20 protein-coding genes are annotated in these 25,685 nt (G+C 65.1%); 13 read left to right on the top strand and 7 right to left on the bottom strand.

Annotated features, from left to right (window positions below):
* Window positions 1-18: 18 nt before the first annotated feature.
* The 4 genes from K678_RS03400 to K678_RS03385 all read left to right on the top strand — a co-directional run bounded on the left by K678_RS03400 (window position 19) and on the right by K678_RS03385 (window position 5,384).
* Window positions 19-2,595, top strand: a complete 2,577-nt coding sequence (locus K678_RS03400) for an MMPL family transporter (RefSeq protein ID WP_021131061.1) — start codon at window positions 19-21, stop codon at window positions 2,593-2,595.
* Window positions 2,592-3,455, top strand: coding sequence for a hopanoid biosynthesis-associated protein HpnK (hpnK, locus tag K678_RS03395; protein ID WP_021131060.1), 864 nt, complete (start codon window positions 2,592-2,594; stop codon window positions 3,453-3,455). The genes K678_RS03400 and hpnK overlap by 4 nt, the downstream gene beginning before the upstream one ends.
* Window positions 3,452-4,417, top strand: coding sequence for a lysylphosphatidylglycerol synthase domain-containing protein (locus K678_RS03390; protein WP_021131059.1), 966 nt, complete (start codon window positions 3,452-3,454; stop codon window positions 4,415-4,417). The genes hpnK and K678_RS03390 overlap by 4 nt, the downstream gene beginning before the upstream one ends.
* A gap of 61 nt (window positions 4,418-4,478) precedes the next feature.
* Entirely contained in the window at window positions 4,479-5,384 is a 906-nt protein-coding gene (locus tag K678_RS03385; protein WP_021131058.1) for a diguanylate cyclase, read from the top strand.
* A 67-nt stretch (window positions 5,385-5,451) separates the two neighbouring features.
* Here K678_RS03385 and K678_RS03380 read toward each other — a convergent pair whose 3' ends face one another.
* Both K678_RS03380 and K678_RS03375 read right to left on the bottom strand, forming a co-directional pair.
* On the bottom strand, window positions 5,452-6,024 hold the full coding sequence (locus tag K678_RS03380; protein WP_021131057.1) for a DUF1013 domain-containing protein: 573 nt from the start codon (window positions 6,022-6,024) through the stop codon (window positions 5,452-5,454).
* 206 nt (window positions 6,025-6,230) lie between these two features.
* Complete coding sequence (locus K678_RS03375; RefSeq protein WP_021131056.1) at window positions 6,231-7,223, bottom strand: NAD(P)H-quinone oxidoreductase; 993 nt, start codon at window positions 7,221-7,223, stop codon at window positions 6,231-6,233.
* A gap of 77 nt (window positions 7,224-7,300) precedes the next feature.
* Here K678_RS03375 and K678_RS03370 point away from each other — a divergent pair, with 77 nt between their 5' ends.
* A complete protein-coding gene (locus K678_RS03370) occupies window positions 7,301-7,486 on the top strand; it encodes a DUF1192 domain-containing protein (RefSeq protein ID WP_021131055.1) in 186 nt (61 codons plus the stop codon).
* Here the strand turns inward: K678_RS03370 and K678_RS03365 are convergent.
* Entirely contained in the window at window positions 7,476-8,795 is a 1,320-nt protein-coding gene (locus tag K678_RS03365; RefSeq protein ID WP_021131054.1) for an ATP-binding response regulator, read from the bottom strand. The two genes, K678_RS03370 and K678_RS03365, sit on opposite strands and share 11 nt — an antisense overlap.
* Window positions 8,796-8,800: 5 nt before the next feature.
* A complete protein-coding gene (locus K678_RS03360; RefSeq protein ID WP_021131053.1) occupies window positions 8,801-9,532 on the bottom strand; it encodes a response regulator transcription factor in 732 nt (243 codons plus the stop codon).
* A 188-nt stretch (window positions 9,533-9,720) separates the two neighbouring features.
* Between K678_RS03360 and K678_RS03355 the strand changes: the two genes are divergently transcribed.
* Complete coding sequence (locus K678_RS03355) at window positions 9,721-11,679, top strand: amylo-alpha-1,6-glucosidase (RefSeq protein ID WP_021131052.1); 1,959 nt, start codon at window positions 9,721-9,723, stop codon at window positions 11,677-11,679.
* Window positions 11,680-11,770: 91 nt separating this feature from the next.
* On the opposite strand, the gene K678_RS03350 is transcribed toward K678_RS03355, so the two are convergent.
* Window positions 11,771-12,286 carry a hypothetical protein gene (locus K678_RS03350; protein WP_021131051.1) on the bottom strand — a complete coding sequence of 172 codons (516 nt, stop codon included), beginning with the start codon at window positions 12,284-12,286 and terminating at the stop codon, window positions 11,771-11,773.
* Between the two features lie 44 nt (window positions 12,287-12,330).
* Window positions 12,331-13,311, bottom strand: a complete 981-nt coding sequence (locus tag K678_RS03345) for an SPOR domain-containing protein (protein WP_021131050.1) — start codon at window positions 13,309-13,311, stop codon at window positions 12,331-12,333.
* 171 nt (window positions 13,312-13,482) lie between these two features.
* Between K678_RS03345 and K678_RS03340 the strand changes: the two genes are divergently transcribed.
* The 3 genes from K678_RS03340 to K678_RS03330 all read left to right on the top strand — a co-directional run bounded on the left by K678_RS03340 (window position 13,483) and on the right by K678_RS03330 (window position 16,192).
* A complete protein-coding gene (locus tag K678_RS03340) occupies window positions 13,483-14,025 on the top strand; it encodes a cytochrome b (protein WP_021131049.1) in 543 nt (180 codons plus the stop codon).
* A gap of 95 nt (window positions 14,026-14,120) precedes the next feature.
* Complete coding sequence (locus K678_RS03335; RefSeq protein WP_021131048.1) at window positions 14,121-14,363, top strand: hypothetical protein; 243 nt, start codon at window positions 14,121-14,123, stop codon at window positions 14,361-14,363.
* On the top strand, window positions 14,360-16,192 hold the full coding sequence (locus K678_RS03330; protein ID WP_051185824.1) for an aminopeptidase P family protein: 1,833 nt from the start codon (window positions 14,360-14,362) through the stop codon (window positions 16,190-16,192). Before K678_RS03335 ends, K678_RS03330 begins: the two co-directional genes overlap by 4 nt.
* Before the next feature lie 128 nt (window positions 16,193-16,320).
* Here K678_RS03330 and K678_RS03325 read toward each other — a convergent pair whose 3' ends face one another.
* Entirely contained in the window at window positions 16,321-17,736 is a 1,416-nt protein-coding gene (locus tag K678_RS03325; protein WP_021131046.1) for a nicotinate phosphoribosyltransferase, read from the bottom strand.
* Window positions 17,737-17,846: 110 nt separating this feature from the next.
* On the opposite strand from K678_RS03325, the gene aat reads away from it, so the two are divergent.
* The 4 genes from aat to gltB all read left to right on the top strand — a co-directional run bounded on the left by aat (window position 17,847) and on the right by gltB (window position 25,685).
* Window positions 17,847-18,500: a leucyl/phenylalanyl-tRNA--protein transferase gene (aat, locus tag K678_RS03320; protein WP_021131045.1), complete on the top strand. Its 654-nt coding sequence runs from the start codon at window positions 17,847-17,849 to the stop codon at window positions 18,498-18,500.
* Between the two features lie 449 nt (window positions 18,501-18,949).
* Entirely contained in the window at window positions 18,950-19,474 is a 525-nt protein-coding gene (locus tag K678_RS03315) for a PAS domain-containing protein (RefSeq protein ID WP_021131044.1), read from the top strand.
* Entirely contained in the window at window positions 19,449-20,780 is a 1,332-nt protein-coding gene (locus K678_RS03310) for a methyl-accepting chemotaxis protein (protein WP_039851938.1), read from the top strand. Before K678_RS03315 ends, K678_RS03310 begins: the two co-directional genes overlap by 26 nt.
* A gap of 276 nt (window positions 20,781-21,056) precedes the next feature.
* A complete protein-coding gene (gene gltB, locus K678_RS03305) occupies window positions 21,057-25,685 on the top strand; it encodes a glutamate synthase large subunit (RefSeq protein WP_021131042.1) in 4,629 nt (1,542 codons plus the stop codon).

Genomic DNA, 25,685 nt, shown 5'->3' with positions numbered 1-25,685 from the left:
CCTGAACAGGAACTCATAATGGCCCGGCGTTTCGCGGTCTTCATCGTCGATTGGTGCTGGCGTCACGCCATCGCAGTGGTGGGGATCGCTTTGGTCGCGACGGTGGCGATGGGGTATTACGCCGCCACCCATCTGTCGCTCGACACCGACGAATCCAAGCTGATTTCCTCGGATTTGCCGTTCCGCCACGCCGAGCAGGCAATCGACGCGGCGTTTCCCCACACGCTTGATCGGCTGGTCGTCGTGCTCGACGCCCCCAGCCCCGAACAGGCCGAAGTAGGGGTCGAACGGCTGCGTGCCGCTCTGGCCGAAGCCGGGGGACCGATCCTGTCGGTCGAGCGCCCCAGCGAGGAAGTGTATTTCCGCCGTAACGGTCTGCTGTTCCTGTCGCCGACCGAGCTGACCACGCTGTCCGACCGGCTGGTCGCGGCCCAGCCGCTGTTGGGGACGGTGGCGCACGATCCGTCGTTGCGCGGTCTGCTGTCGGCGGTGGGGATGATCGTTGACGGGATCGCCCACGGTCAGGCCGGTGCGGTCGATATCGAACCGCTGGTCGCCCGCATCGACCATGTCGCCGCCGCTCTGGCCGAGGGCCGTTCGGCCGAATCGGCCGACTGGCAGGGAATGATCGCCGCCGGACCGATGCGCGACACGCCGCGCCGCTTTCTGCTGGCCAAGGCCCGGGTTGATCACGGCGCGCTGGAAGCCGGGGCCGAAGCCGACCGCGCCATCCGCTCTGCCGCCACCGCGCTGGGATTGGTCCCCGACCATGGCTATCGGGTGCGGCTGACCGGCTCGGTCGCGTTGTCCGATGCCAATTTCGCCACCGTGACCGAGGGAGTCGAGATCACCGCGCCCTTGTCGCTGTTGGCGGTGCTGGGGCTGCTGTTCCTCGCGGTGCGTTCGCTGCGGGTCGTCGTCGCGATCCTGATCAGTCTGGTGATCGGGCTGGTCGCCACCGCCGCCTTTGCCGCGCTGACCGTCGGCAGTCTCAACCCGATCTCGGTTGCTTTCGCGGTGATGTTCGTCGGCATCGCCGTCGATTTCGCGATCCAGTTCGTCACCTCTTATCGCAACGAGCGACACCGGCTGGGCGAGTCCGCTCCGGCGGCGCTGGCTTCGGCCGGAGCGATGGCCGGGCCGCTGTCGCTGGCGGCCTTGGCCACGGCGGTCGGCTTCCTGTCGTTCCTGCCCACCGCTTATACCGGGGTGTCGCAATTAGGCCTGATCGCGGGCGGCGGGATGGTGATCGCGCTGATCGTCGATTTCACCGTTCTCCCCGCGCTACTGGCGCTGTTGAAGCCGCCAGCCGAGCCCGAGCCGGTGGGGCTGCCTTTGGCCGGTCCCGACCGTTTCCTGGCCCGTCATGCCCGGCCGGTGGCGTGGGGGGCGGGGCTGATCGCCCTGGCCGGTCTGGCGTTGCTGCCGTTCATGCCGCTTGATTTCGATCCGCTCCATCTTCAGGACCCCAAGTCCGAGGCGGTTTCGACCTTTCACGAAATGGCGCGCGATCCCGAAGCCGGGGTCTATGCGATCGAAGCGTTGGCCCCGTCGCAGGCCGAGGCGCGCGAACTGGCCAAGCGGCTTGAAGCTCTGCCCGGATCGCGGCGGACGATGACGATCGACAGCTTCATTCCCGACGATCTCGACGAGACCTTGCCGATCGTCGCCGATCTGGCCCAGGTGCTGGGGCCGACCCTGAACGCCGCGATGCCGTTGCCGCCGCCCTCGCCCGAAGAGACCGCCGCCGCGTTGTCCCGGCTGGCGGAACGGCTGGAGGCCGAATTGCCCGGCCACGAGCCGTCGCAATTGCTTGCCCGCCATCTTCGCGCCATCGTTGCCGCCGGGCCCGAGCGGATCGCTTTATTCGATTCCCGCTTGGCCGCCGGTCTGCCCGGCCTGATTTCCAGCCTGCGTCAAAGCCTGGATTTCATCAGCCCGCTGACGGTCGAAACCCTGCCGCCCGAATTGCGGCGCGACTGGATCGCCGCCGATGGCCGCGCCCGCGTCAAGGTGCTGCCGCGCGAGAACATGGAAGATGCCGGAGCCCGCGCCCGCTTTGTCGATGCCGTCGCTGCGGTGACGCCCGATGCCGCCGGGGCACCGATCTCGATGGAACAGTCCGGCCGGGTGGTGGTCCACGCCTTTACCCTGGCCGCGCTCGGGGCGTTGCTGGCGATCGGGGTGATGCTGGGCCTGATGTTGCGCCGGGTGCTCGACAGCGCCTTGGTGCTGGCCCCGCTGCTGCTGGGCGCGCTGGCAACGGTGATCGCCGTCTGGGCGCTGGGTCTGGCGATCAACTTCGCCAACATCATCGCCTTGCCCCTGCTGCTGGGGATCGGAGTCGCTTTCAACATCTATTTCGTGGTCAATTGGCGCAACGGCGTGACCACGCCGCTCCAACACCCGACGACCCGGGCAGTGCTGTTCAGCGCACTGACCACCGGCTCGGCGTTCGGCAGTCTGGCGGTGTCGCCGCATCTTGGTACTGCGTCGATGGGGCTGTTGCTGTTCGTTTCGCTTGGTCTGTCGGTGGCGGCGACCTTCGTGGTGCTGCCGGCTCTGTTTCACCTTCTGGGAAGACCTAAATCATGACGAAAAGGCTGATCGTGACCGCCGATGATTTCGGCCGGTCGGTTCCGGTCAACGAAGCGGTCGAAGACGCTCACGTCAACGGTATCCTGACCTCGGCCAGCCTGATGATGACAGAGGCTGCCGTCGATGACGCGGTGGCGCGGGCGCGTCGCCTGCCCGAACTGGGGGTCGGCCTGCACGTCACCCTGGTCGATGGCATCCCGGCGCTGCCGCCCGAGCAGGTTTCCGCCCTGGTCGGTCCCGATGGCCGCTTTGGCCGCGATCTGGTGCGGCTGGGGGCGCGGATTTATCTCGATCGCGCCGCCCAGGAGCAGGTCAAGGCCGAGATGCGGGCGCAGTTCGAGTTGTATGCCGCGACCGGACTGCCGCTGGCCCATGTCGATTTCCATCATCATTACCACCAGCATCCGACCGTGTTCGATCTGGTGCTCGATCTGGCGGTCGAATATGGCGCCGCCGGTATCCGGGTGCCGTGGGAGCCGCCGTTGCGTTCGTTCGCGGCGCGGGGCGACCGGCTGGGGCTGCGGCTGTGGAACGGCCTGTTCCATTGGCGGCGCTGCGCCCGGATGCGGGCCAAGGCCCGTGCCGTCGGTCTGACCGTCAACGACCGTTCGTTCGGCGTCAATGACAGCGGGGATATGGATTACGCCAAGGTGGCGTCGTTCCTCGATCATCTGCCCGATGGGCTGTCGGAAATCTACAGCCATCCCGCCACCCGTCATTGGGAGGTGCGGCCGATGCCGCCGCATTACCATGTGGCCGAGGAATACCGCGCCCTGGTCGAATCGGCCAATGTGACCCGGGTCAAGGATCGCGGCATCCAACTTGTCAATTTCTCCCAGGCGGCGGAACAGGCATGAAGGCTGGCATTCTGCGGCTGTGCCTCATCGCTGTCGTTCTGGGTATCGCCTGGTGGCTGCGGGACGGATTTGGTGACGTCGGCGGGGCGCTTGACCGCGCCGGGTGGAGCGGGGTGGTGATCCTGACCGCCTATCACCTGCTGCCGATGACGCTGTGCGGATTGAGTTGGGCAACCCTACAGCCGCAGGACCCGCCGCGTCCGGCCTGGGTGTTCGTGATGGGGCGGTGGATTCGTGATGGCGTCGGCGAATTAGCGGGCTTTTTGCCGCTGTCGGGCGAAGTCGCCGGAATCCGCCATCTGACCCGCTTTGGCATCCGTCCGGCGGCGGCGGGGGCGATGGTCGTCGCCGACATCACCGCCGAGGCGATGGCCCAATTCCTGTTCAGCCTGATCGGCGTCGGGATGTGGGCGTGGCTGTATCCTGAGTCCGACGTCACCCGCTGGGGGGTGATTGCCTTGGTGGTGTCGGTGCCGGTGCTGATTGCCTTTGTGATCGTCCAACGCTCGTGGTTCATGCATTTCCTCGAATCCCTGCCGTCGCGGCTGATGCCGAAAAGCTGGGATGCCCCTGATGTCGAACAGGGGATCGTCGCCTCGATCAACGAGATCTACCAGCGGCGGTCGCGGATGGTGCGCTCGGTGGCGTGGCATCTGGCCGCTTGGATCGTCGGCGCGAGCGAGGCCTGGGTCGCCCTGCATTTGTTGGGCTATCCGCTTGATTTCGCACAGGTTCTGGCGATGGAGAGCATCATCTTCGCGATCCGCAGCATCGCCTTTGTCGTTCCCGGCGCGATCGGCATCCAGGAAGGCGGCTATATGCTGTTCGGGGCGATGTTGGGCCTGCCGACCGAAGTTGCGCTGGCTTTGTCGCTGCTGAAGCGAGGCCGCGAGCTGATTTTGGGGCTGTCGGCGTTGTTGGCGTGGCATTTCATCGAAGGGGCAACCGCCCGTCGACGGTGACAAGGTTCTGCCGACATGCTTCAGTGTCTCTTCTACCGTTGCGGCAAAGGGGGCAGGGGGCATGTCGGGAGGGCAACGCGAAAACGGGCCGCTGGTTCCGACCGAGGATTACTTCGTTGGATTGGCCGAGTACCAGCACGCTCTGAGCGGCCATATGGACTGGTTGCGCGGTTGGTATAGCGAGATTCTCAACTGGGATTCCGCGCCGCGCGCGCCTTTGCCGGCCTGTCCGTTCGATACCTGGTTCGACCATGCGGGCGACGCGATCCTGGGCGGCTTTCCCGGCTTTGTCGCTCTGGGCGGGCTGCATCGCGAGATTCATGACCGCGCCGACCGGATCACCGCCCGCGCCGCGTCGGGCCAGACCGTCACCACCTCGGATTACGAGGCGATAATGGCGCTGGTGTTGGCCTTTGGCACTGCCGCCCAGACGCTGGAGCGCGATGTCTGGCGCACGCTCGCCACCGTTGATCCGCTGACGGGCCTGGGCAATCGCCAGACGATGATGACCCAATTGATCGGTGAGCGCGACCGGGTGATCCGGCTGGGCCAGCCCTGCTGCATCGGTCTAGCCGATATCGATCTGTTCAAGCGGATCAACGACACGTTCGGTCATGCCACCGGCGACCGCGTCCTGCGCGCGGTCGCGGAATGCCTGCGCAACGCGGTCAGGCCCTATGACATTCTCTATCGCTATGGGGGCGAGGAATTCCTCGTCTGCCTGCCGTCGGCCAGCCTGGAGGTGGGGCGGCTGGTGCTGGAGCGGATGCGGCTGGCGATTGCCGAACTGAAGATCGCCGATGGCCACGGGACACCGATCCCGGTCACGGTGACGTTCGGGCTGGCTCCGTTATCGGGTGATATTTCGGTCGAGGAATCGTTCGAATGCGCCGATATCGCCCTTTATAAGGGCAAGTTGGCGGGGCGGAACCAAGTGGTGATCCACACGCCCGAGACCGAGGTCTGATCGCTCGGGCACCGCCACAAGACGCGCCCGCCCCCCTCTCCGGCGGAAAGAGGGGCGGGGAAACAAATCAGCCTTCGTCGTAGCTGGCGGTGCGGGCGACGGCGGATTCGGCCGCCGGGCGCGAACGGCCGGACAACACCACCGCCTTTTCCAGATCGCTTTCGGTGCACATCCCGAGAGTCACCGGATTGCGCGGCTTGATGTTGGTGGCGTTCCAGTGGGTCTTGTCGCGAACCGCCAGAATCGTCTGCTTGGTGGTGCCGATCAGCTTTGAGATCGTCGCGTCGGACAATTCCGGGTGGTGCTTCAAGATCCAGGCGATCGCGTCGGGGCGATCCTGGCGCTTCGACACCGGGGTATAGCGAGCCCCCTTGGGCTTGGAACGCGGCTGTGGAATGTCGGTGACGGTCAGCTTGAGACGACCGTCGGGATTGACTTCGCACCGCTCGATCTCGCTGCGGGTAACCTGACCGTTGGCGACGGGATCGAGACCGACGATGCCGGCAGCAACCTCGCCATCGGCGATAGCCTGGACCTCAAGCGGATGAAGGCCGCAGAAATCGGCGATCTGCTCGAAGGTGAGAGCGGTGTTCTCGACGAGCCATACGGCGGTCGCCTTGGGCATCAGCGGCAGGGCCATGAATCCTCCTGAATGTCGACTGGTCCCGTTCGACCGGCTGTTTTAAAGCCGGCTTCGGCGGGAAGGCATCCCTTCGCCCCGTTGGGCAAAATGGATCGTTCCCGCATGGATCGTTCAAATTCCGGCCGCGCGGGTACAACCCGCATCACCGACCGGCGACGATCCGTGGAAATCATATCCTCTTATATGGGTGTTCTCAGCCCGGGTCAAACCGTCAACACGATCTTTCCGATATGTGTGTTGGCCTCCATCAGGCGATGCGCCCCGGCGGCGTCGGCCAGCGGGAAGGTCGCGTGGATCGGCGGAGCGATCCGGCCCTGGTCCAGCAGCGGCCATACCGTCCGGCGCAATGCCTCGGCCATCGCCGCCTTGCGGTCGTTCGATTGCGGCCTGAGCGTCGATCCGGTCAGGGTCAGCCGCTTCAGCATCACCGGCATCAGATTGACCTCGACGGTCGAGCCTTGCAGGAAGGCAATCGACACCAGCCGCCCGTCCGGGGCCAGCGCCTTGATGTTGCGGACGACATAGCTGCCGCCGACCATGTCGAGAATCACATCGACGCCGCGTCCGCCGGTCGTGGTCTTGATCACCTCGACGAAATCCTCGGATTGGTAGTCGATGGCGCGGTCCGCTCCCAGGTCGGCACAGGCCCGGGCCTTGTCCGGCCCGCCCGCGGTGGCGAACACGGTGGCGCCCAGCGCCTTGGCCAACTGAATCGCGGTGGTGCCGATTCCACCAGCGCCGCCATGAACCAGCAGGCTTTCGCCGGGGGCGAGGCGGCCGCGCTCGAACACATTGTGCCAGACGGTGAACAGCGTTTCGGGCAGGGCGCTCGCGCGGATGAAGTCAAAGCCCTGGGGCAGCGGCAGGCACAGCCGGGCATCGACGGCGCAATATTCGGCATAGCCGCCACCGGGGACCAGGGCGCAGACCGCGCTGCCGATCGCAGGCTCGGTGACGCCTTCGCCCAACGCGGCGATGGTGCCCGCGACCTCAAGACCGGGCAGGTCCGACGCGCCGGGCGGGGGCGGATAGACTCCCTGGCGCTGGAGCACGTCGGGGCGGTTGATCCCGGCGGCGGCGACCCGGATCACCACTTCGCCCGGTCCGGGGATCGGCGTCGGCCGGGTGGCCAGCGTCAACACCTCGGGCGCTCCGGGGCGGGCGATCTCGATACAGGCCATGGTGTCGGGGGTCATCGTCGGTCCCTTTGCTATTGTGGCGGCGACCAATCTGGTATGGTCCGGCCAGCATGGCAAGAGAGGATGAGCGTCGGATGGACCTGGACGAGCTTGACCCCCGTGCCCCCACCCCGACCGCGCCAAGGCCGCTTGACCCGCTGTCGGTCGAGGAACTGACCGCCTATATCGCCCGGCTGGAGGCGGAAATCCTGCGCGCCCGGCAGGCGATCGCCGCCAAGGAAAAGGTCCGCGCCGGGGCCGAGGCGCTGTTCAGAAAATAATCTGGTGATCGTCAGGCGGCGGGGGCAGCCGCACGGTAAAGCGCGAGCCGTGGCCCTGATTGCTGTCGACGCTGACACTGCCGCCATGCATCTCGACGATCTGGCGGACCATGTGCAGCCCGATCCCCGAGCCGGACACGCCGCGGGCGTTCGCGGCGCGGTGAAAGCGTTCGAAGATGCCGGACAAATCGTCTTCGGGGATGCCGATGCCCTGATCGGTGATGGTCAGGATCACGCTGTTGTCGGGACCGCCGCGGCGGGTCGAGACGGTGACTTCCGATCCCTCGGGCGAGTATTTGACCGCATTGCCGATCAGATTGTTGAGCGCCAGCGCGATCAGGCCGGGGTCGCCCCACACCGCCAGATTCGATTCTCCCTCCATCTGGAAGCGATGGCCGGGGGCGGCGATGCGGTGCTGGGCCAGGGTGACCTCGATCATCGTCATCGGGTCGAACGATTGTTCGTGGATCACCATCATACCGCTGTCGAGCTGTTCGTCGGCCAGACAGGTATCGATCAGGCCAAGCAGGCGCTGGACCCCGCCCCGGATCGTCGCCAGCCGCGACAGGCTGCCGGGATCGGCCTTGGCCGCCCGCATTTCCAGCATCTGGGCGGCGGAATCGATGATCGCCAGCGGAGTGCGGAATTCGTGCGAAACCATCGACAGGAACTGGCGCAATTGCCGCTTGGCTTCGCTTTCGCGGGCCAGGGCGGTTTCGGCCCGCTGCTTCGAGCGGCCCAGCGCTTCGACCATATCCTCTAACTGGCGGGTGCGCTCGGTCACCCGCTGTTCCAGGCTGGCATTCAGCGAGGAGAGCTCGGTGTTGAGCCGGGCGATGGTGGCGATGTCGCGCCACGCCCGCAAGGCACCGACCAGCGCGGTATACAGCTTCTGCGCGGTCAGCTCGGTTTTGCTTTTGTAATCGTTGATGTCATAGCCGACCACCACGTCACGCTCGGGGGCGTCGCCGGGCTGGCCGGTGCGCAAGATGATGCGGATCTGGCCGTTCTTCATCTCTTCGCGGATGCGGCGGACCAGACGCAGACCGGCGTCGGGCGTCTCCATCACCACGTCCAGCAGCACCACCGGAATATCGGGCGAACGGTCGAGATGCGCCGCCGCTTCGGCCGCCGAGGCGGCGGCGATACAGCGAAAGCCCCGTCCCTCGAATTCCATGTCGCGCAGGATGATCCGGGTCATTTCATGGACCTGGGTATCGTCATCGACGACCAGAACCGTCCAGGGCTCGGCTTCGGCGGCGGCAGGGGCGCGTGATTTCAGGCGCAGACGGCGGGGGCGGTCCTCCATCGCGGTCAGGCGGGTCCGACGGCGGCGGCAAAGGCATAGCCGATGCCGTGGACGGATTCGATCGGCAACGGCTGGCCCACCGCCTCGGCTCCCTTGGCGCGCAGGCGGCGGACCATCGAATCAACCGAGCGGTCGGCGGGGTCCCAGCCGCGTTTGCCCAAGGCCCGGAAAATCTCATCGCGCGAGACCGGCTCGCCGGGCCGCGACACCAGCAGGGCGATGAACACCCGCTCGTTGCCGGTCAGCTTCACCGTCCGTCCCTCGGGCGAGATCAGGGTCCAGGACAATTGGTCGAAGGCCCAGTCGGCCGCCGACGTGGAGGGGGCGGGCGGGGTGGTCTCGGCGGGGGATTGGGCCGGGCCGGGCTGCGGGGTCAGCTTGAGTCGGCGGGCAAGGCTACGAACCTGGGCCTCCAACTCGCGCAGTTCAACCGGCTTGACCAGATAGACGTCGGCCCCGATCTCCAGCCCAACCACCCGATCGACGTTCAGCCCACGGGCGGTCAGCATGATGATGCCGATATCGGACTTTGCCCGCAACCGTCCGGCGATTGAAAAGCCGCCTTCACCCGGCAGGTTGATGTCGAGAATAAGAATGTCGATCGGACCGCGCGTCAGGGCGGCGTCGAGTGCCACGCCGTCGGCACAGCCTTCAACCTCATGTCCACAGCCGGAGAGGTACTCGACCAGATCACCAAGAAGATGGGACTCGTCTTCAACGATCGCGATACGGGCCATAAATTCTCGCTTCCCGTAGTCCCAGGGATAGTCATATTTCGTCACATCATAGCAATTTCAGTTGCGCTATGACGACTCGCTATAGGGATGGTGATCTTGTACCGAAGGCATAGATGTCACCGTCCTTTCCTGGACAGGACGCGGCGACGGAGTCAGGCTGGCAGAGGCATCAGGAATGGAGGCCCCCGATGGAGAGTCTTGATCTCTGCCTACCCGTCTCTGCCCCCGACGGCGTGGGCGATCGCGAATGGATGATTGCCAACGGGTTGGCCGGATATGCCTCGGGGCGGCTCGACGGCAGCGCCGCCCGCCGTCACGACGGGCTTCTGGTCGCGGCGTTGCCGGTCTCGGGGCGAACGATTCTGCTCGATCGGGTCGAGGAGACCGTGATCCCCGCCAATGGAACGCCGCCCTTCGCCCTGTTTGATGCCCTGGTCGAGGTGCGGCTGGAGCGGGGGTTGCCGGTCTGGCGCTTCGCCCGCGATGGACTCGAACTGGAACGCCGGGTGGTGATGCCGTGGCGGCAGAACACGACGCTGCTGTCTTATCGCCTGCTTGCGGGCGGGTCGGAGGTTGGCCTCGATATCCGGCCCTGGATGCATTTTCGCGGCAATGACGGTCCCGCCGACCAGCCCTTGTACCCGCCGGTGCTGTCCTGGCATCAGGGCGGCCGGATCGAGGTGACGCAAGGGACGTTTCCCCCGCTGCGTCTGGCGGTGCGGGCGGCGGCGCAATCGCTGATCCTGGGCGACGAGCGGACCGAAACCGCGTTCTATCCGATCGAGGCCGAGCGCGATTACACCGCGCACGGGCCGGTCTGGAGCCCGGGGCGGTTTGCGCTGCGGCTGGGGGCGGACGGGGTGGATATGATCGCCTCGGCCGAACCGTGGGGGGCGGCGCTGGCCCAGAGTGCCGACGCGGCATGGGCGGCCGAGACGGGGCGGCGCGACCGGCTGATTGCTCATGCCGATCCCGCCGTTCGCGATCCGGTCGGGCGGCAATTGGTGGTGGCCGCCGATGCGTTTCTGTTCGAGCCGCGCGGCCGCTTTGACCTTGCCGCCCGCTCGCTGGCTCAGGGCGACGAGGTCCGCAGCGTCATCGCCGGGTATCCCTGGTTCAACGATTGGGGCCGCGACACGATGATCGCGCTGGAAGGGCTGACCCTGGTCACCGGCCGCCCCGACGAAGCCCGCCGCATCCTGCGTACCTTTGCCGCCTACGAGCGCGATGGACTGATCCCCAACAACATTCCCGATGGCGGTACCGAGGGGGTCTATCACGCCGCCGACGCCAGTTTGTGGTTCTTCCATGCCCTCGACCGCTATCTGGTCGCAACCGGAGACACCGAGACCCTGGTCCTGATCCTGCCGGTGTTGCGCCGGATTGTCGCGGCGCACCGGGCCGGAACCCGGTTCGGCATCGGCGTTGATCCCGCCGACGGCTTGCTGCGCCAGGGGGCCGAGGGCTACATGCTGACCTGGATGGATTCGGCGACGCCGCGCCGGGGCAAGGCGGTCGAGATCAACGCGCTGTGGTACAACGCGCTGACGGTGATGGCGGGGTGGCTTGACACGGTCGGTGACGGGGACGGAGCCGCCCAGGCGCAAGCCGAGGCGGCGCGGCTGCGCGAGTCCTTCAACCGCCGTTTCTGGAATCCCCACACCGGCTTTCTGTTCGATCTGATCGATGGCGAGGCGGGCGACGATCCGGCCTGCCGCTGCAACCAGATACTGGCGCTGTCCTTGCCGCATCCGGTGCTGGAGCCCGTGCATTGGGCCGCAGTGCTCGACGTGGTCGAACGCCGTCTGCTGACCCCGTTCGGGCTGCGTTCGCTCGATCCCGCCGCGCCGGATTATCGCCCGTCTTATGCGGGCGACCTTCACTCCCGCGACTACGCCTATCATCGCGGCACGGTGTGGGCGTGGCTGATCGGGCCGTTCGTCGATGCCTGGCTGAAGGTCCATCCCGGCGACCGCGCCGGAGCACGGCGGATGCTGTCCGGTCTGGCTGGTCATCTGGATGATTTTTGTGTCGGCACTATCGCCGAAGTGTTCGACGGCGATGCGCCGCATCGGCCGCGCGGCTGTACCGCTCAGGCCTGGAGTGTCGCGGAAATGCTCCGCGCCTGGGCCAACACCGCGCCGTGAGGCGTGGGCGGCCCCCCTCTCCCGGGGGAGAGGGTTTGTGCTCAGTCCTCCCTCTCCCGGTGAAGGGAGAGGGGTGGGATGAGGGAGCCTCTTAGCGGTAGGCCGAGCCGGAGGTGAAGCCGGTTCCCACGGTGGTGGGGCTGGCTTTCCACTGCTCGTCGACGAAGGCGTTGAAGGCGTCGGCATAGGCGTTGTCGTCGCGGATCGGGGTGAACACGATCACGCCCAGACCGATCGCGAACAAGCCCAGGCCCAGCTTGGTCGCCAGGGTCGGCTCGAGCAGCCCGGAGAAGAACACCACCGCGCCCAGCGCATAGAGGATCAGACCGGCGACGTATTTCGACATCGCGGTTCCGGCGACCGCGCACTCGATCCGCAGGGTCTTGCGGGTGTTTCGGTTCAGCACCAGAGCGGCGTTGTCCGAGCCCTTGTGCGAGATCACACAGACCGACTGACCCAGGCGCAGCCGGTCGATATTCTTGCTGGCGTGAAAGCTGACCGAGCGACCATCGGCGGTTTTGATATGAAAGACGTCGGCATAGAGCCGGTCGATGGTGCCATTGACCGCATCGTATTCTTCACGCACCTGAGCCTTGTAGTCCGTCATGGTTCCTCTCCCTGATATTCCCGGCCCCTGCCGGGAACAGCGCATTAACGATCCTCGAATCCGCTGACCACACAGGACTGTCCCCTGGTCCTGAGGGTGCGGCATAAAGTTTCGGCCTCGGCGGGCGCAAGCGGCCCGGCCAACAGCCGGTATGTGGTTCCGAGATCGGGAATCACGGTCTTCACCGCCTTGAAGGACAGGGACGCCAGTTCCGGATTCTCTTTTTTCATCGCTTCCACCGCTTTATCGGTGGTGGAGGGCGACGCCATCGACAAAAGGTGTACTCCGACCGGCCCTTTGCCGCTAGCGGGAATGGCGCCACCGGGAATGTCCCCTACCTTCTGGCCGGTCTCGATGACCGATGGCTTATGCCGGGTCGCTTTCTTCTTTTTGACCGGCGGCGGGGGCGGCGCGGGGGGCGGCGCCATCGCCAGGGTCTGGTCGAGCTGGTCGATCGCCTTGATTTCACGATCTTTTTCGTCGGGGCTGACCAGCCCGGCCGAGGCCAGGGTCTCGATTCTGGCCCGGCCCAGCCGCGCACCCTCGGCATCGCGACGGGCGGGGGCGGCACGCAGCAGCGGCGCTTGCGGCAGCAGACGGTCCAGCAGCAGGTCGCGTTCAACGGCGGCGTCGGCCGATCCGCTGATCTGGGCCAGCCGGTTTCCGATGTCGGAAAGCGGTAGGCTTTGGTCGAGACCGGCGGCGGGCGGCGGCTGGTCGAACGGCAGCAGCGCGCCAAGATTGGCGGCGCGGCGCGGCTCGGCTTCGGCGGGAGCGACGATCCCGGCATCGACCAGCCCGCGCAGGGCCTGGAACCGTTCGGCCTCGTGATCGCCCGCGATTCCTTCGGGAATGTCGAGGGTGAAGGACGGGGCGGCCGGTGGGAGCGGCTTGGCGGCGGCCGCGGCGGGCGGCGGCGGCCACGATCCGGGCGGGGGAGGTTGATTGCGGAAGGAATCGGCGCAGGCGGTCAAGGACAGCAGCGCAACCGCCAGGACAAACCCGCAGGGCTGAACGCATCGCATCGTCTCGTCCTCCCTGGTTGCCCGCATCGCGCCACGAGGTTAGGCATTGGGACGGCAAAGTCAACGCGAACCGCCGGTTGGGCGATCTTGATGCCGCCCGGCGATTGCTCGCGGCCGGGGCGGCTGATAACGTGCGCGATGGATTTTGGTGTTACCGGAGAGTTAAGGATAATGTCCAGACAATCGGTCGACCGCTTCGATACGGTCACGATGGCGTTTCATTGGGGGATGGCCCTGGTCATTCTGGCCCTGTGGGGCGCCGGTCACGTCATTGCCGCGATGCTTGACGGACCGCAGCGGAGCGAACTGATCGGGCTGCACAAGGTCATGGGTGTGGTGATTCTGGTGCTGGTGCTGGCCCGTCTCGCCTGGCGCTTCACCCATCGTCCGCCCCGGTCGCTGCCCGGCACCCCGGCCTTCGAACGGCTGGTTTCGTCGCTGGTCCATGCCGCTTTGTATGCCTTGATGCTGGCGCTGCCGCTGGTCGGGATCTTGCTGTCGCAAAGCGCCGGATATTCGGTGACCGCGCTCGGCTTCGAGGTGCCGATCCTGGTCGCGAAAGACCCGGCCCTGCATGAATTGTTCGAATTCAGCCACCAATCGCTCGGCTGGGTGCTGGCGCTGGTGCTGCTGGCCCATATCGGCGCGGCGTTGCGCCATCATGTCGTGCTGAAAGACGCCACGCTGCGGCGGATGTTGCCCAGCCGCGATTGAGCCCAGGCCGTCATCACAGTTCCTCACGTCGGCTTTGTCCGGCCGAGGAACTGTGTTAGCCTTGAGCGTCAAGCCTCTTTCAGACTTGGGCGGTGATGGTCGATAAAACTCCGAGCGACATTTTTTCCGGCCTGGGCGGTTCGATCGCCGGGGTGCGGGAGGTCGTGTCCCGCCGTCCTCGGTCGTCCGATCAGACATATACTACGTCGCTGGGCAACAATCCGGGCGGTGCAACGCCCAATGGTCCGCGTGGGCGGCGGATGTTGTCGCCTGACACCCCGGTCGAAAGTCTCGACAGCAACGCCGTGCGCGGCACCTATCTCGACATCCTGGTGTGACCTCTCTCGCGGCGAACAGGCCCGAGCCCCCGGCGGGGCAGGGGGGCGGTGACCGGCTGGCGGCGTTGCGCGCCGAACTGACCCGGCGCGGTCTGACCGGCTTTATCGTGCCGCGCGCCGACGAATATCTTGGCGAATACGTTCCCCCCTCGGCGCAGCGTCTGGCGTGGCTGACCGGCTTTACCGGCTCGGCCGGGCTGGCCGTGGTGCTGCGCGACAAGGCGGCGGTGTTCAGCGACGGCCGCTATACCCTTCAGGTGCGGGCCGAGATTGATCTGTCGCTGTTCGAGCCGCTGCACCTGCTTGATCTGCCGCCGTCGCGCTGGCTGGCCCGGGTGCTGAGTCCCGGCGACCGGCTGGGATTCGATCCCCGCCTGCACACCGCCGATCAGGTCGAGCCATTGCGGCGCGCCTGTGCCCGCGCCGGGGCCGAACTGGTCGCCTGCGCCGACAATCCGCTGGATGCGGTGTGGGTGGCGGGTCGCCCCGCGCCGCCCCGTGTCCCGGTCGAGAGTCAGCCGCTGGCGCTGGCCGGGCGCGGGTCTGAGGACAAAAGGGCCGAGATCGCCGCAGCCTTGCGCGCCGATGGCGACGATGCCCTGGTGCTGACCGCGCCGGATTCGATCGCTTGGCTGCTGAATATTCGCGGTGGCGACGTCGCTCATACCCCGGTTCCGCTGTCCTTTGCGATCGTTTATGCCGATGCCTCGGTTGATCTGTTCATCGACCCGGCCAAGCTGACCACTCCCGGTCTGGCCGACCATCTGGGTCCGGCGGTCCGGACCGCCCCGCCCGAGGCGCTTGATGCGGCGCTGGATCGGTTGGGGGCCGAGGCGCGGCAGGTGCGGATCGATGCCGCCGCCGCGTCGCTGCATGTCGTCGAGCGATTGAGTGCCGCCGGGGCGCGGCTGGATCGCGGCTCCGATCCCTGCCAATTGCCCAAGGCTTGTAAGAACGCAGCGGAAAGCGAGGGCACCCGCGCGGCGCATCGTCGCGACGCGGTGGCGATGGTCCGCTTTTTGTGCTGGCTGGCGGCCGAGGCTCCCTCGGGCCATGTCGATGAACTGAGCGCCGCCGCCCAATTGGAACGCTTCCGGGCGATGGGCGATCTGTATCGCGGTCTGTCGTTCGATACCATTTCCGGCGCGGGTCCGAACGGGGCGATCGTTCATTATCGCTCGTCACCCGCGACCAACCGGCGTCTGATGCCGGGCGATCTCTATCTGGTCGATTCCGGCGGGCAATATCTCGACGGCACCACCGACATTACCCGCACCATCGCGATCGGTCCGGCCGGGATCGAGGAACGGCGGCGCTTTACCCTGGTGTTGAAGGGCCATATCGCCGTCGCCCGTGCCCGCTTTCCCGTCGGGACCACCGGCAGCCAGCTTGACGTGCTGGCGCGGCTGGCGCTGTGGGCCGAGGGGCTGGATTACGATCACGGCACCGGCCACGGCGTCGGCAGCTATCTGTCGGTGCATGAGGGGCCGCAGCGGATTTCCAAGGTCGGCAACAGCGTTGCCCTCCAGCCGGGGATGATCCTGTCGAACGAGCCGGGCTATTACAAGACCGGGGCCTATGGCATCCGGATCGAGAATTTGCTTCAGGTCGTCACCCTGCCGGTTCTGCCCGAGACCGAGCGCCCGTTGCTCGGCTTCGACACCCTGACTCTGGTGCCGATTGACCGCGCTTTGATCGAGCCCGCTTTGCTCGATCCCGCCGAGACGGCGTGGCTTAACGCCTATCATGCCCGGGTGAGGGACGAGATCGGGCCGCTGCTCGATGGCACCACCGCCGCGTGGCTGGCGGTGGCGACCCGCCCGCTTTAACGTCTCGTCGGGGGCGTTTGCCCCCGAACCCTCCATATTTTTAAAACATTGAAATAAAAAGAAAATGGAGGTTCGGAAGGCGTTTACCTCCGAACGGGTCAGGGTGGTAACCCTGCCGCGAAGCGGAGTTACTGCTCCAGCAAGGCCGCTTCGGCGCGGGCGCGGATCTCGGCAAAGCTGGGGGTGGACAGAATCCGTCCGTCGCGGAACACCGGGCGCAGCACATTATCGGCCTCGGGACAGCTTTCGACCGGGACGGTGTGCCAGCCGCCGCGTTCGTCACGGGTGAGGGCAAGGCGGCCGCGCTTCGATCCCTTGCTCTGGTCGGTCACCGGGTCTTTGTAGACGTCGCGCCACAATCCGCCGCCTTCGACCGCCGAGGCTTTCATCGCCCAGGAAAAGGTGTCGCGATTGACCTTTTGCAACAGCGCGCCGCCCATCCCGAAGGCGATGTTGTCGATCGCGAAATGCTCATCCTTCATCCGGTTCAGGATGGCGCGGATGGTGTGGGGGGTGATGCCGTCGCCCTGGATCACCCGCACCGCCGGGTTCAGCACGTCATAGCCCTTGGCATTGCGCTCGGTGCCGAACGCGGTCGCCGCCAGTCTCAGCACCAGCGAGACCACTTCGACCGGGTCGCCGGAATCCGGGCGGATTACCAGGGTTCCCCCCATATCGAGCACCTGCTGGCGCAGCTTGCCGCCCCACAGCGCTTCGACCGCGTGGAACACGTCATAGGAATCCGACACCACCGCGACCAGGCGGCCCGGCCCGCCGAACTGGCGCAGCATGTTGGCATAGGCGTCGGCTTCGCCGTCGCGGCCCCAGCAGGTGATGGTCGAATGTTCGGCGGCGGGGATCGAGAACCCGGCCATCGGCTCGCCGTAATAATCGGCGGCGGCCAGCAGCGCCTCGACGGTGTCGGTTCCCTTGAAATTGACCAGATGGGCCATGCCCCCCAACGCAGCGGATTCGGCCGAGGAGGCTCCGCGCGCGCCGAAATCGTGCAGCTTGAAATCCAGGCTTTCGACCGGCGCGTCCGAGGTGGCGCGCCAGAATTCGAGCAGGATTCGTTTGACCGCCCACGACACCGTTGCCACTGTCGAGGGGTACCACAACGCCCGTTGCAGCCCGGTTTCCAGATAGGAGGTCAGCCAGAACGCCTCGGGGTCGGTGTTGACCACCTGGACCAGCGCATTCGAGAAGGGCACCATTGACCCTTCGGCGACGGCACGGATTTCGATCGGCAGATGGCCGCGATGGCGGTCGAGGATGCGCCGCCAGCCCTCTTCGAAGAAGGGGACGCCATGGGCGGAAAACAGCGTCTTGGCCTGATCGATCGCAGCCTCGGTGACCGGATTTTCGGCCAGCCGCCGCAGGTGGGGCAGCAGTCCGAACACCAATGTTCCCGGGACGTGCAGTCCGCTGTTGTCGCTGCGGGCCTCGATATAGGAGGACACATGCTCGGTTCCGTCGGGATATTGCCATTTATGGCTGGCTTTGTAGCTGTCGACGGCCAAAATCGGGTTGTACTCGGCCCCCATGGCGTGCGGTTCCGATCATTGTTTGTGCAGGAGGGGTTTGTGCCTGAAATATGGACGATGCGATCGGGGTGGGCAACTGCTAGCGTTACCCATCCGTTGGGGTGGGGTCGATGCGGGCGCTGACCCCCGACCTGCTGCTGCATGCCTATGCCGCCGGGATTTTTCCGATGGCGCGCAGTCGCAGCGATCCCCGGATGTACTGGGTCGATCCCGAGCAGCGGGGGATTTTGCCGTTAGAGACGTTTCATGTTCCGCATCGGTTGCGCCGGACGCTGCGGCGGGGCGGCTTTGAGATTCGGTGCGACAGTGCGTTCGAGGCGGTGATGCGTGCCTGCGGCGAGCCGACGCCCGACCGCCCCGAAACCTGGATCAACGAACCGATCGTCCGCCTGTTCGTCGATCTCCACGACCGTGGGCTGGCCCACTCGGTCGAGGCGTGGCAGGACGGCACTCTGGTCGGCGGTCTCTATGGGCTGGCCCTGGGAGCCGCGTTCTTTGGCGAAAGCATGTTCTCGCGCCAGACCGACGCGTCGAAAGTGGCGCTGGTTCATCTGGTGGCGCGGCTGAAGGCGGGCGGGTTCCGCCTGCTCGACACCCAGTTCGTTACCGCCCATCTGAGCCAGTTTGGGGCGATCGAGATACCTCGCCAGGACTACCGTCGTCTGTTGTCCGATGCCCTGACCCGTCCGGCCTGGTTCGATCCCTCTCCCGGTCTGGGGTGGGAGTGCGCCTTTGGCGAACAAGGTGAGGCCGACTCCCTCTGATTGTGCGCCGCACGCCGCGCAAATTTTGCTTAAGTCCCAAGACTCCTTGCGCCGTGTCCGTGCTTTAAGCGGATGTGCAATCTTAATGGTTTTATTGTTGTGGATAGTAGGCGCGTTCGCCGTGTTGTGGTCGCTCCGTCGCGGTCTTTCTTTACCCTAATAAAAATAGGTTATTATTTATTATTATAAGTATTTTGTGTTTTTGGGTGCCTATACACTAGTATATATCTTGCATATGTAAATGAATGTAAATAAACGCGCGCAAAAAATACACCGATATAGGGTATATACCTGATAGCCCGAAGGTGTGGTGATGGTGCACTATCGGCTTGTGCCATTGGTCTTGTATTGCCGGGGCGGTCTGAGCATACCGGTCCTCCCGCCTCGGAAGTTAAAGGAAGAGTAGTGGGGCAATCCCGCGACTCAGTAGACGAGGAAGGGGACTTCCGATGCCGAATGCGATCCGCCTTACCGGAATAGAAAAATTCTTCGATGAAGATTCGGTCATCGTTACCAAGACAGATCAGCGCGGTGTCATAACATATGCGAACAAGACTTTTTTGGAAGTTAGTGAATATTTTGAAAAAGACGTAGTTGGTAAGCCGCACAACATGATACGTCACCCTGATATGCCGCATTGTATTTTTAGAAAAATGTGGAGCCGGATAAAATCAGGCAAGGAGATATTTGCTTATGTTGTAAATAGGACCAAGCTTGGTAATCATTACTGGGTTCTGGCCCACGTTACCCCCAGCTTCAACACCGAGCAGCAGATCGTTGGATTTCATTCCAACCGCCGGGTCCCCGATCGTACCTCGCTGACCGAGGTGATCGTGCCACTCTATCAAAAGCTGAGCGCGCTGGAGCGGGAGGTGCCCGATCTCGACACCGGGATCACGGTGGCCGACAGCTATCTCCGGAAGATGCTTCAGGAAAAGGGGATCGGCTATGACCAGTTTATTTTCTCTATTTAACCGCCGCTCCTCCCTCTACAAGGCCCGGGTCGCCGCGATCGGAACGATGCTGACCGCCTTTGCCATCGTGGCCGAGGATGCCCTGGTCGGCGAGCTTTCGGTGCTGTCGCTGTCGATCTCGATGTCGGCCTTTGTCCTGTCGCTTTTGACGCTCTATATGCTGCGGCAGGTCCGTCAGGTGCTGGTGGCTGCGGCCACGACGGTCAAGGCGGTCGCCCGCGGCGATTTCGAGGCTCGTCTGGTCGGGATCGAGGAGGTTGGAGCGGTTGGCGACCTGACCAACTCGATCAACGAATTGATCGACCGCACCGATTCGTTTGTCCGCGAAGCGACCGCCTCGATGGGATCGGTCAGCCGGGGCAATTATTACCGCCGTATCGTCGAGCGGGGAATGCTGGGCAACTTTCTGGTCGGCGCGCGGATGATCAATTCCGCCACCGCCGCGATTGAACATAAGGTCCACAATTTCGGGGCGGTGACCCGCAAGTTCGAAGAGACGGTGGGCGAGGTGGTGCGACTGACCGCCGCCGCCGCTGCCGAACTTCACGCCACCGCCGAGGGGATGGAGCAGACCGCCGCCACCACCTGTTCGACCGCCGCCGCCGTTGCCGCTGCTGCCGAAGAGGCTTCGAGCAACGTTCAGACCGTTGCCGCCGCCGCCGACCAACTGGCGACCGCAGTGCGCGAGATCAATACCCAGGTGACCCAATCCTCGACGATCTCGGCCGATGCCGTCAGTCAGGCCGGGCGCACCAACGATCTGGTGATGGGGCTGTCGGAGGCCTCGACCCGGATCGGCGAAGTGGTCAACCTGATCACCGATATTGCGGCCCAGACCAATCTGCTGGCCTTGAACGCGACGATCGAAGCGGCGCGGGCGGGTGAGGCGGGCAAGGGCTTTGCCGTCGTCGCGGGCGAGGTCAAGGTGCTGGCCACCCAGACCTCGCGCGCCACCAGCGAGATCGGCTCGCAGATTTCCGCCGTCCAGTCGGCGACGGTCAATTCCGCCGAGGCGATCCGCTCGATTGCCGCCACCATCGGAAAGGTCGGCGAATATGCCGCGATCATCGCCGCCGCGGTCGAGCAGCAAGGGGCCTCGACCCGCGAGATCGCCATCAATGTCGAACGCGCTGCGGTCGGCACCACCGAGGTCAGCGCCAACGTTCACCGCCTGTCGCAGGGAGCCGAGGAAACCGGCCACGCCGCCGCCAACGTTCTGCTTGCCGCCGGGCAATTGTCGCGGCAGTCCGAACAACTGGGCAGCGCCGTCGGTTCCTTCATGACCGAACTGCGTCAGGTGATCTGATCCCCGTTCCCTCCGAGGTCCCCCCAGACTGACGGCCGGGCGGCAACGTCCGGCCACTTTTTTTGCCCGGATCGGCGTCTCGGCAACGCGAACTGGAGGCGGACCTACAGCCGACACTTGGCGAAGCCGACGGAATGGCTTATGTAGTCCACTTTGCCCGGTCGCGAGGATGCGCGCGGGCAGGGATCGGTCGTGCCCGCGCGATCGACGCTGTGGTGGATAACGCCGACGCACCCCTTTGGTCCGTGCGGTGGGGAATAAGGAAGTGAAGTAAAGATGAGCGGATTGCCTGAGGCCCAGGGGCTGTACGACCCGCGCCACGAACACGACGCCTGCGGCGTCGGCTTCATCGCCGACATTAAAAACCGCAAGTCGCACGATATTATCCGCGACGGGCTTGAGATATTGGTAAATCTCACCCATCGTGGCGCGGTTGGTGCCGATCCCAAGGCCGGTGACGGCGCCGGCATCCTGATTCAGTTGCCCGATGCTTTCCTGCGCGCCGAGGCGGCTGCGCTGGGAATCACTCTCCCGCCCGAGGGCTCCTATGGCGCCGGCTGCGTCTTCCTGCCCCAGGATGAAGCGCTGCGTCATGCTTGCGAAGCTCATTTCGAAAGCAAGATCAAGGAAGAGGGGCAGGTTCTGCTCGGCTGGCGCGACGTGCCGACCGATTCCTCGCTGCTGGGCGAATCCGTGCTGCCGACCGTTCCCGTCGTCCGCATGGTGTTCATCGGTATGGGGCCGGGCATCACCGATCAGAACACCCTGGAACGCAAGCTGTTCGTGATCCGCAAGCTGGTGTTCAACAACGCCCCCGCCGGTTCCGAGCGCGACTTCTATATCCCGTCTTTGTCGACCCGCACCCTGATCTATAAGGGCATGTTGCTGGCCGATCAGGTCGGTGCCTTCTACAAGGATCTCGCCGACGAGCGGATGGTCAGCGCCCTGGCGATGGTCCATCAGCGCTTCTCGACCAACACGTTCCCCAGCTGGCGTCTGGCCCATCCGTTCCGGATGATCAGCCATAACGGCGAAATCAACACCCTGCGCGGCAACCTCAACTGGATGAACGCGCGGCGCCAGACGATGTCGTCCACGATCCTGGGTGACGATCTGGCCAAGCTGTGGCCGCTGATCCCCGAGGGGCAGTCCGATTCCGCCTGCTTCGACAATGCGCTGGAATTGCTGGTGATGGGCGGCTACCCGCTCGCCCATGCGATGATGATGCTGGTCCCGGAAGCGTGGTCGGGCAACCCGCTGATGGACGAGAAGCGCCGCGCTTTCTATGAATACCATGCCGCGCTGATGGAGCCGTGGGACGGCCCGGCGGCGGTGTGCTTCACCGACGGCCGCCAGATCGGCGCGACGCTCGACCGCAATGGTCTGCGTCCGGCCCGTTATATCGTGACCAAGGACGACAAGCTGCTGATGGCGTCGGAGATGGGCGTTCTGCCGATCCCCGAGGAATCGATCAGCCGCAAGTGGCGTCTCCAGCCCGGCAAGATGCTGCTGATCGATCTGGAGCAGGGCCGGATCATCGACGATTCCGAGATCAAGGCCCAGCTTGCCTCCGAGAAGCCCTATGCCGAGTGGCTGGAGCGGTCGCAGATCGTGCTGGAAGACCTCGACATTCCGGTCGAGCCGATCCCCGCTTCGCCCGAGACCCTGCTCGATCGCCAGCAGGCGTTCGGCTACACCCAGGAAGACGTCAAGTTCCTGTTGCAGCCGATGGCCACCACCGGCCAGGAAGCGGTCGGCTCGATGGGCACCGACACCCCGATTGCGGTGCTGTCGTCGAAGTCGAAGCTTTTGTTCAACTACTTCAAGCAATGTTTCGCCCAGGTCACCAATCCGCCGATCGATTCGATCCGCGAAGAATCGGTGATGAGCCTGGTGTCGCTGATCGGCCCCCGTCCGAACCTGCTCGGTCTCGGCGATGCCGGTGCGCAGGGCAAGCGGCTTGAGGTGCGTCAGCCGATCCTCAGCAACGAGGACATGGACAAGATCCGCCGGATCGAGGCGTTGCCCGGCTCGGGCTTCCGCAGCGTCACCCTCGACACCACCTGGGCCGCTGAAACCGGCGCGGCCGGGCTGGAGCCCGCGATTGACGCCCTGTGCGCCAAGGCCAAGGCCCTGGTCGAGGAAGGCTACAACATCCTGGTGCTGTCCGACCGCGCCATTGGTCCCGACCGGGTGGCGATGCCGTCGCTGCTGTCGGTCTCGGCGGTGCACCACTTCCTGATCCGCGAAGGTCTGCGCACCCGCGCCGGTCTGGTGCTGGAAACCGGCGAAGCCCGCGAAATCCACCACATGTGCGTGCTGGCCGGGTACGGTGCCGAGGCGATCAACCCCTATCTGGCGTTCGAGACGCTGGAGGCGATGCGCCCGACCCTGGCCGAGCCGGTCAGCGCCTATGAGGTGCAGAAGCGCTATATCAAGGCGCTCGACAAGGCCATCCTCAAGGTGATGGCGAAGATGGGCATCTCGACCTATCAGTCCTATTGCGGCGGTCAGATCTTCGACGCGATCGGCCTGTCCGACGGTTTCGTCGCGAAGTACTTCGCCGGTACCGCCAGCCGCATCGGCGGCATCGGTCTGGCCGAGGTCGCCGAGGAGACGATCCGTCGTCACCGCGAGGCCTATTCCGACGCGCCGATTTATCGCAATGCGCTGGATGTCGGCGGCGAATATGCCGTGCGCTTGCGCGGTGAAGAGCACGTCTGGACCAGCGAGACGATCGGGGCGATGCAGCACGCGGTGCGGGCGAATTCGGCCGAAAGCTTCCGCCAGTTCAGCGATATCGTGAACGACCAGAGCCGTCGCCTGCTCCATCTGCGCGGCCTGTTCGACCTGAAGCCCGCGGGCGCTCCGGTGCCGCTCGACGAAGTCGAGCCCGCCAAGGAGATCGTCAAGCGCTTCGCCACCGGCGCGATGTCGTTCGGCTCGATCTCTTACGAGGCGCACACCACGCTGGCGATCGCGATGAACCGGATCGGCGGCAAGTCGAACACCGGCGAAGGCGGCGAGGAGCCGGAACGCTTCCTGCCGCTCGCCAATGGCGATTCGATGCGCTCCTCGATCAAGCAGGTGGCTTCGGGCCGGTTCGGCGTGTCCGCCGATTACCTGACCAACGCCGACGACATCCAGATCAAGATGGCTCAGGGCGCGAAGCCCGGCGAGGGCGGGCAGTTGCCCGGCCACAAGGTCAACAAGATCATCGCCAAGGTGCGTCACTCGACCCCCGGCGTCGGCCTGATCAGCCCGCCGCCGCACCATGACATCTATTCGATCGAGGATCTGGCCCAGCTGATCTTCGACCTGAAGAACGTCAATCCCGGCGCCCGGATTTCGGTGAAGCTGGTTTCGGAAATCGGCGTCGGCACCGTCGCCGCCGGTGTGGCCAAGGCCAAGGCCGACCACATCACCATTTCCGGCTTCGACGGCGGCACCGGCGCGTCGCCGCTGACCTCGATCAAGCATGCGGGCAGCCCGTGGGAAATCGGCTTGGCCGAGACCCATCAGACCCTGGTGCTCAACCGCCTGCGTGGCCGCGTCTCGGTCCAGTGCGACGGCGGCCTGCGGACCGGTCGTGACGTCGTCATCGCCGCCCTGTTGGGTGCCGATGAATTCGGCTTCGCCACCGCCCCGTTGATCGCAGCTGGCTGCATCATGATGCGCAAGTGTCACCTCAACACCTGCCCGGTCGGCGTCGCCACCCAGGACCCCGAACTGCGCAAGCGTTTCGTCGGCCAGCCCGAGCATGTCATCAACTACTTCTTCTTCGTTGCCGAGGAAGTGCGCGAGCTGATGGCCAGCCTGGGCGTTCGCAAGCTGGAAGAGCTGACCGGCCGGTCCGATCTGCTCGACGCCCGCGCCGCGATCGATCATTGGAAGGCCAAGGGCCTCGATTTCGCCAAGCTGTTCCATCAGGTTCCGGCTGGCCCCGGCATTGCCACCCGCCATGTCGAGACCCAGGAGCACGACATCGTCGACGTGCTCGACCGCGAACTGATCGCGGCGGCTGAACCGGCTTTGGCGGGCAAGGCTCCGGTCACGATCGAAAAGCCGGTGCACAATTATAACCGCAGCGTCGGCGCGATGCTGTCGGGCGCGGTGGCCAAGCGTTTCGGCCATGCCGGTCTGCCTGAGTCCGCTCCGCTCAACATCCACCTGTCCGGCACTGCCGGTCAGAGCTTCGGCGCGTTCCTGGCCAAGGGCGTGTCGCTGCGGCTGGAAGGCGAAGCCAACGATTACGTCGGCAAGGGCCTGTCGGGTGGCAAGATCGCGATCTTCCCGCCCAAGGTTTCGACGATCGTCGCCGAGGACAACATCATCGTCGGCAACACCGTTCTGTACGGTGCGATCGAGGGTGAGGCCTATTTGCGTGGCGTCGCGGGCGAACGCTTTGCCGTTCGTAATTCCGGCGCGATCGCGGTGGTCGAAGGCGTCGGCGATCATGGTTGCGAATACATGACCGGCGGCTGCGTCCTGGTGATCGGTGCCACCGGCCGCAACTTCGCCGCCGGCATGTCGGGCGGTGTCGCCTATGTGCTGGACGAGACCGGCGATTTCGCCAAGCGGTGCAATCTGGCGATGGTCGAACTTGAGCCGGTCACCGCCGAGGAAGACGTCAACTGCCGGATCGAAGGCCAGTGTGGCGATCTTGAAAGCCATGGGCTGGTCGAGCTGATGCGCGACATGACCCGTGACGATGCCGCCCGTATCCAGGCTTTGTTGCAGAACCACGTAACGGCTACGGGCAGCGCCCGCGCCCAGGACATTCTGCAGAATTGGGAGGCTTACATGCCCAAGTTCGTCAAGGTGATGCCGGTCGATTACCGGAACGCCCTGCTCGAAATGCAAAAGGTCCAGGAGAAGAAATTGGCCGTGGCGGGGGGACGCTGA

Source organism: Magnetospirillum fulvum MGU-K5 (genome assembly GCF_000442515.1).
GTDB classification, from domain to species: Bacteria; Pseudomonadota; Alphaproteobacteria; order Rhodospirillales; family Magnetospirillaceae; genus Phaeospirillum; species Phaeospirillum fulvum_B.
Note: the sequence above shows the minus strand (reverse complement) of the source record. Positions and strands in the feature narration are given on the sequence as shown.

Coding starts and splice junctions, on each gene's coding strand:
- K678_RS03400 (WP_021131061.1), top strand. CDS start 19: ATGGCCCGGCGTTTCGCGGTCTTCATCGTCGATTGGTGCTGGCGTCAC.
- hpnK (WP_021131060.1), top strand. CDS start 2,592: ATGACGAAAAGGCTGATCGTGACCGCCGATGATTTCGGCCGGTCGGTT.
- K678_RS03390 (WP_021131059.1), top strand. CDS start 3,452: ATGAAGGCTGGCATTCTGCGGCTGTGCCTCATCGCTGTCGTTCTGGGT.
- K678_RS03385 (WP_021131058.1), top strand. CDS start 4,479: ATGTCGGGAGGGCAACGCGAAAACGGGCCGCTGGTTCCGACCGAGGAT.
- K678_RS03380 (WP_021131057.1), bottom strand. CDS start 6,024: ATGGCCCTGCCGCTGATGCCCAAGGCGACCGCCGTATGGCTCGTCGAG.
- K678_RS03375 (WP_021131056.1), bottom strand. CDS start 7,223: ATGACCCCCGACACCATGGCCTGTATCGAGATCGCCCGCCCCGGAGCG.
- K678_RS03370 (WP_021131055.1), top strand. CDS start 7,301: ATGGACCTGGACGAGCTTGACCCCCGTGCCCCCACCCCGACCGCGCCA.
- K678_RS03365 (WP_021131054.1), bottom strand. CDS start 8,795: ATGGAGGACCGCCCCCGCCGTCTGCGCCTGAAATCACGCGCCCCTGCC.
- K678_RS03360 (WP_021131053.1), bottom strand. CDS start 9,532: ATGGCCCGTATCGCGATCGTTGAAGACGAGTCCCATCTTCTTGGTGAT.
- K678_RS03355 (WP_021131052.1), top strand. CDS start 9,721: ATGGAGAGTCTTGATCTCTGCCTACCCGTCTCTGCCCCCGACGGCGTG.
- K678_RS03350 (WP_021131051.1), bottom strand. CDS start 12,286: ATGACGGACTACAAGGCTCAGGTGCGTGAAGAATACGATGCGGTCAAT.
- K678_RS03345 (WP_021131050.1), bottom strand. CDS start 13,311: ATGCGATGCGTTCAGCCCTGCGGGTTTGTCCTGGCGGTTGCGCTGCTG.
- K678_RS03340 (WP_021131049.1), top strand. CDS start 13,483: ATGTCCAGACAATCGGTCGACCGCTTCGATACGGTCACGATGGCGTTT.
- K678_RS03335 (WP_021131048.1), top strand. CDS start 14,121: ATGGTCGATAAAACTCCGAGCGACATTTTTTCCGGCCTGGGCGGTTCG.
- K678_RS03325 (WP_021131046.1), bottom strand. CDS start 17,736: ATGGGGGCCGAGTACAACCCGATTTTGGCCGTCGACAGCTACAAAGCC.
- aat (WP_021131045.1), top strand. CDS start 17,847: ATGCGGGCGCTGACCCCCGACCTGCTGCTGCATGCCTATGCCGCCGGG.
- K678_RS03315 (WP_021131044.1), top strand. CDS start 18,950: ATGCCGAATGCGATCCGCCTTACCGGAATAGAAAAATTCTTCGATGAA.
- K678_RS03310 (WP_039851938.1), top strand. CDS start 19,449: ATGACCAGTTTATTTTCTCTATTTAACCGCCGCTCCTCCCTCTACAAG.
- gltB (WP_021131042.1), top strand. CDS start 21,057: ATGAGCGGATTGCCTGAGGCCCAGGGGCTGTACGACCCGCGCCACGAA.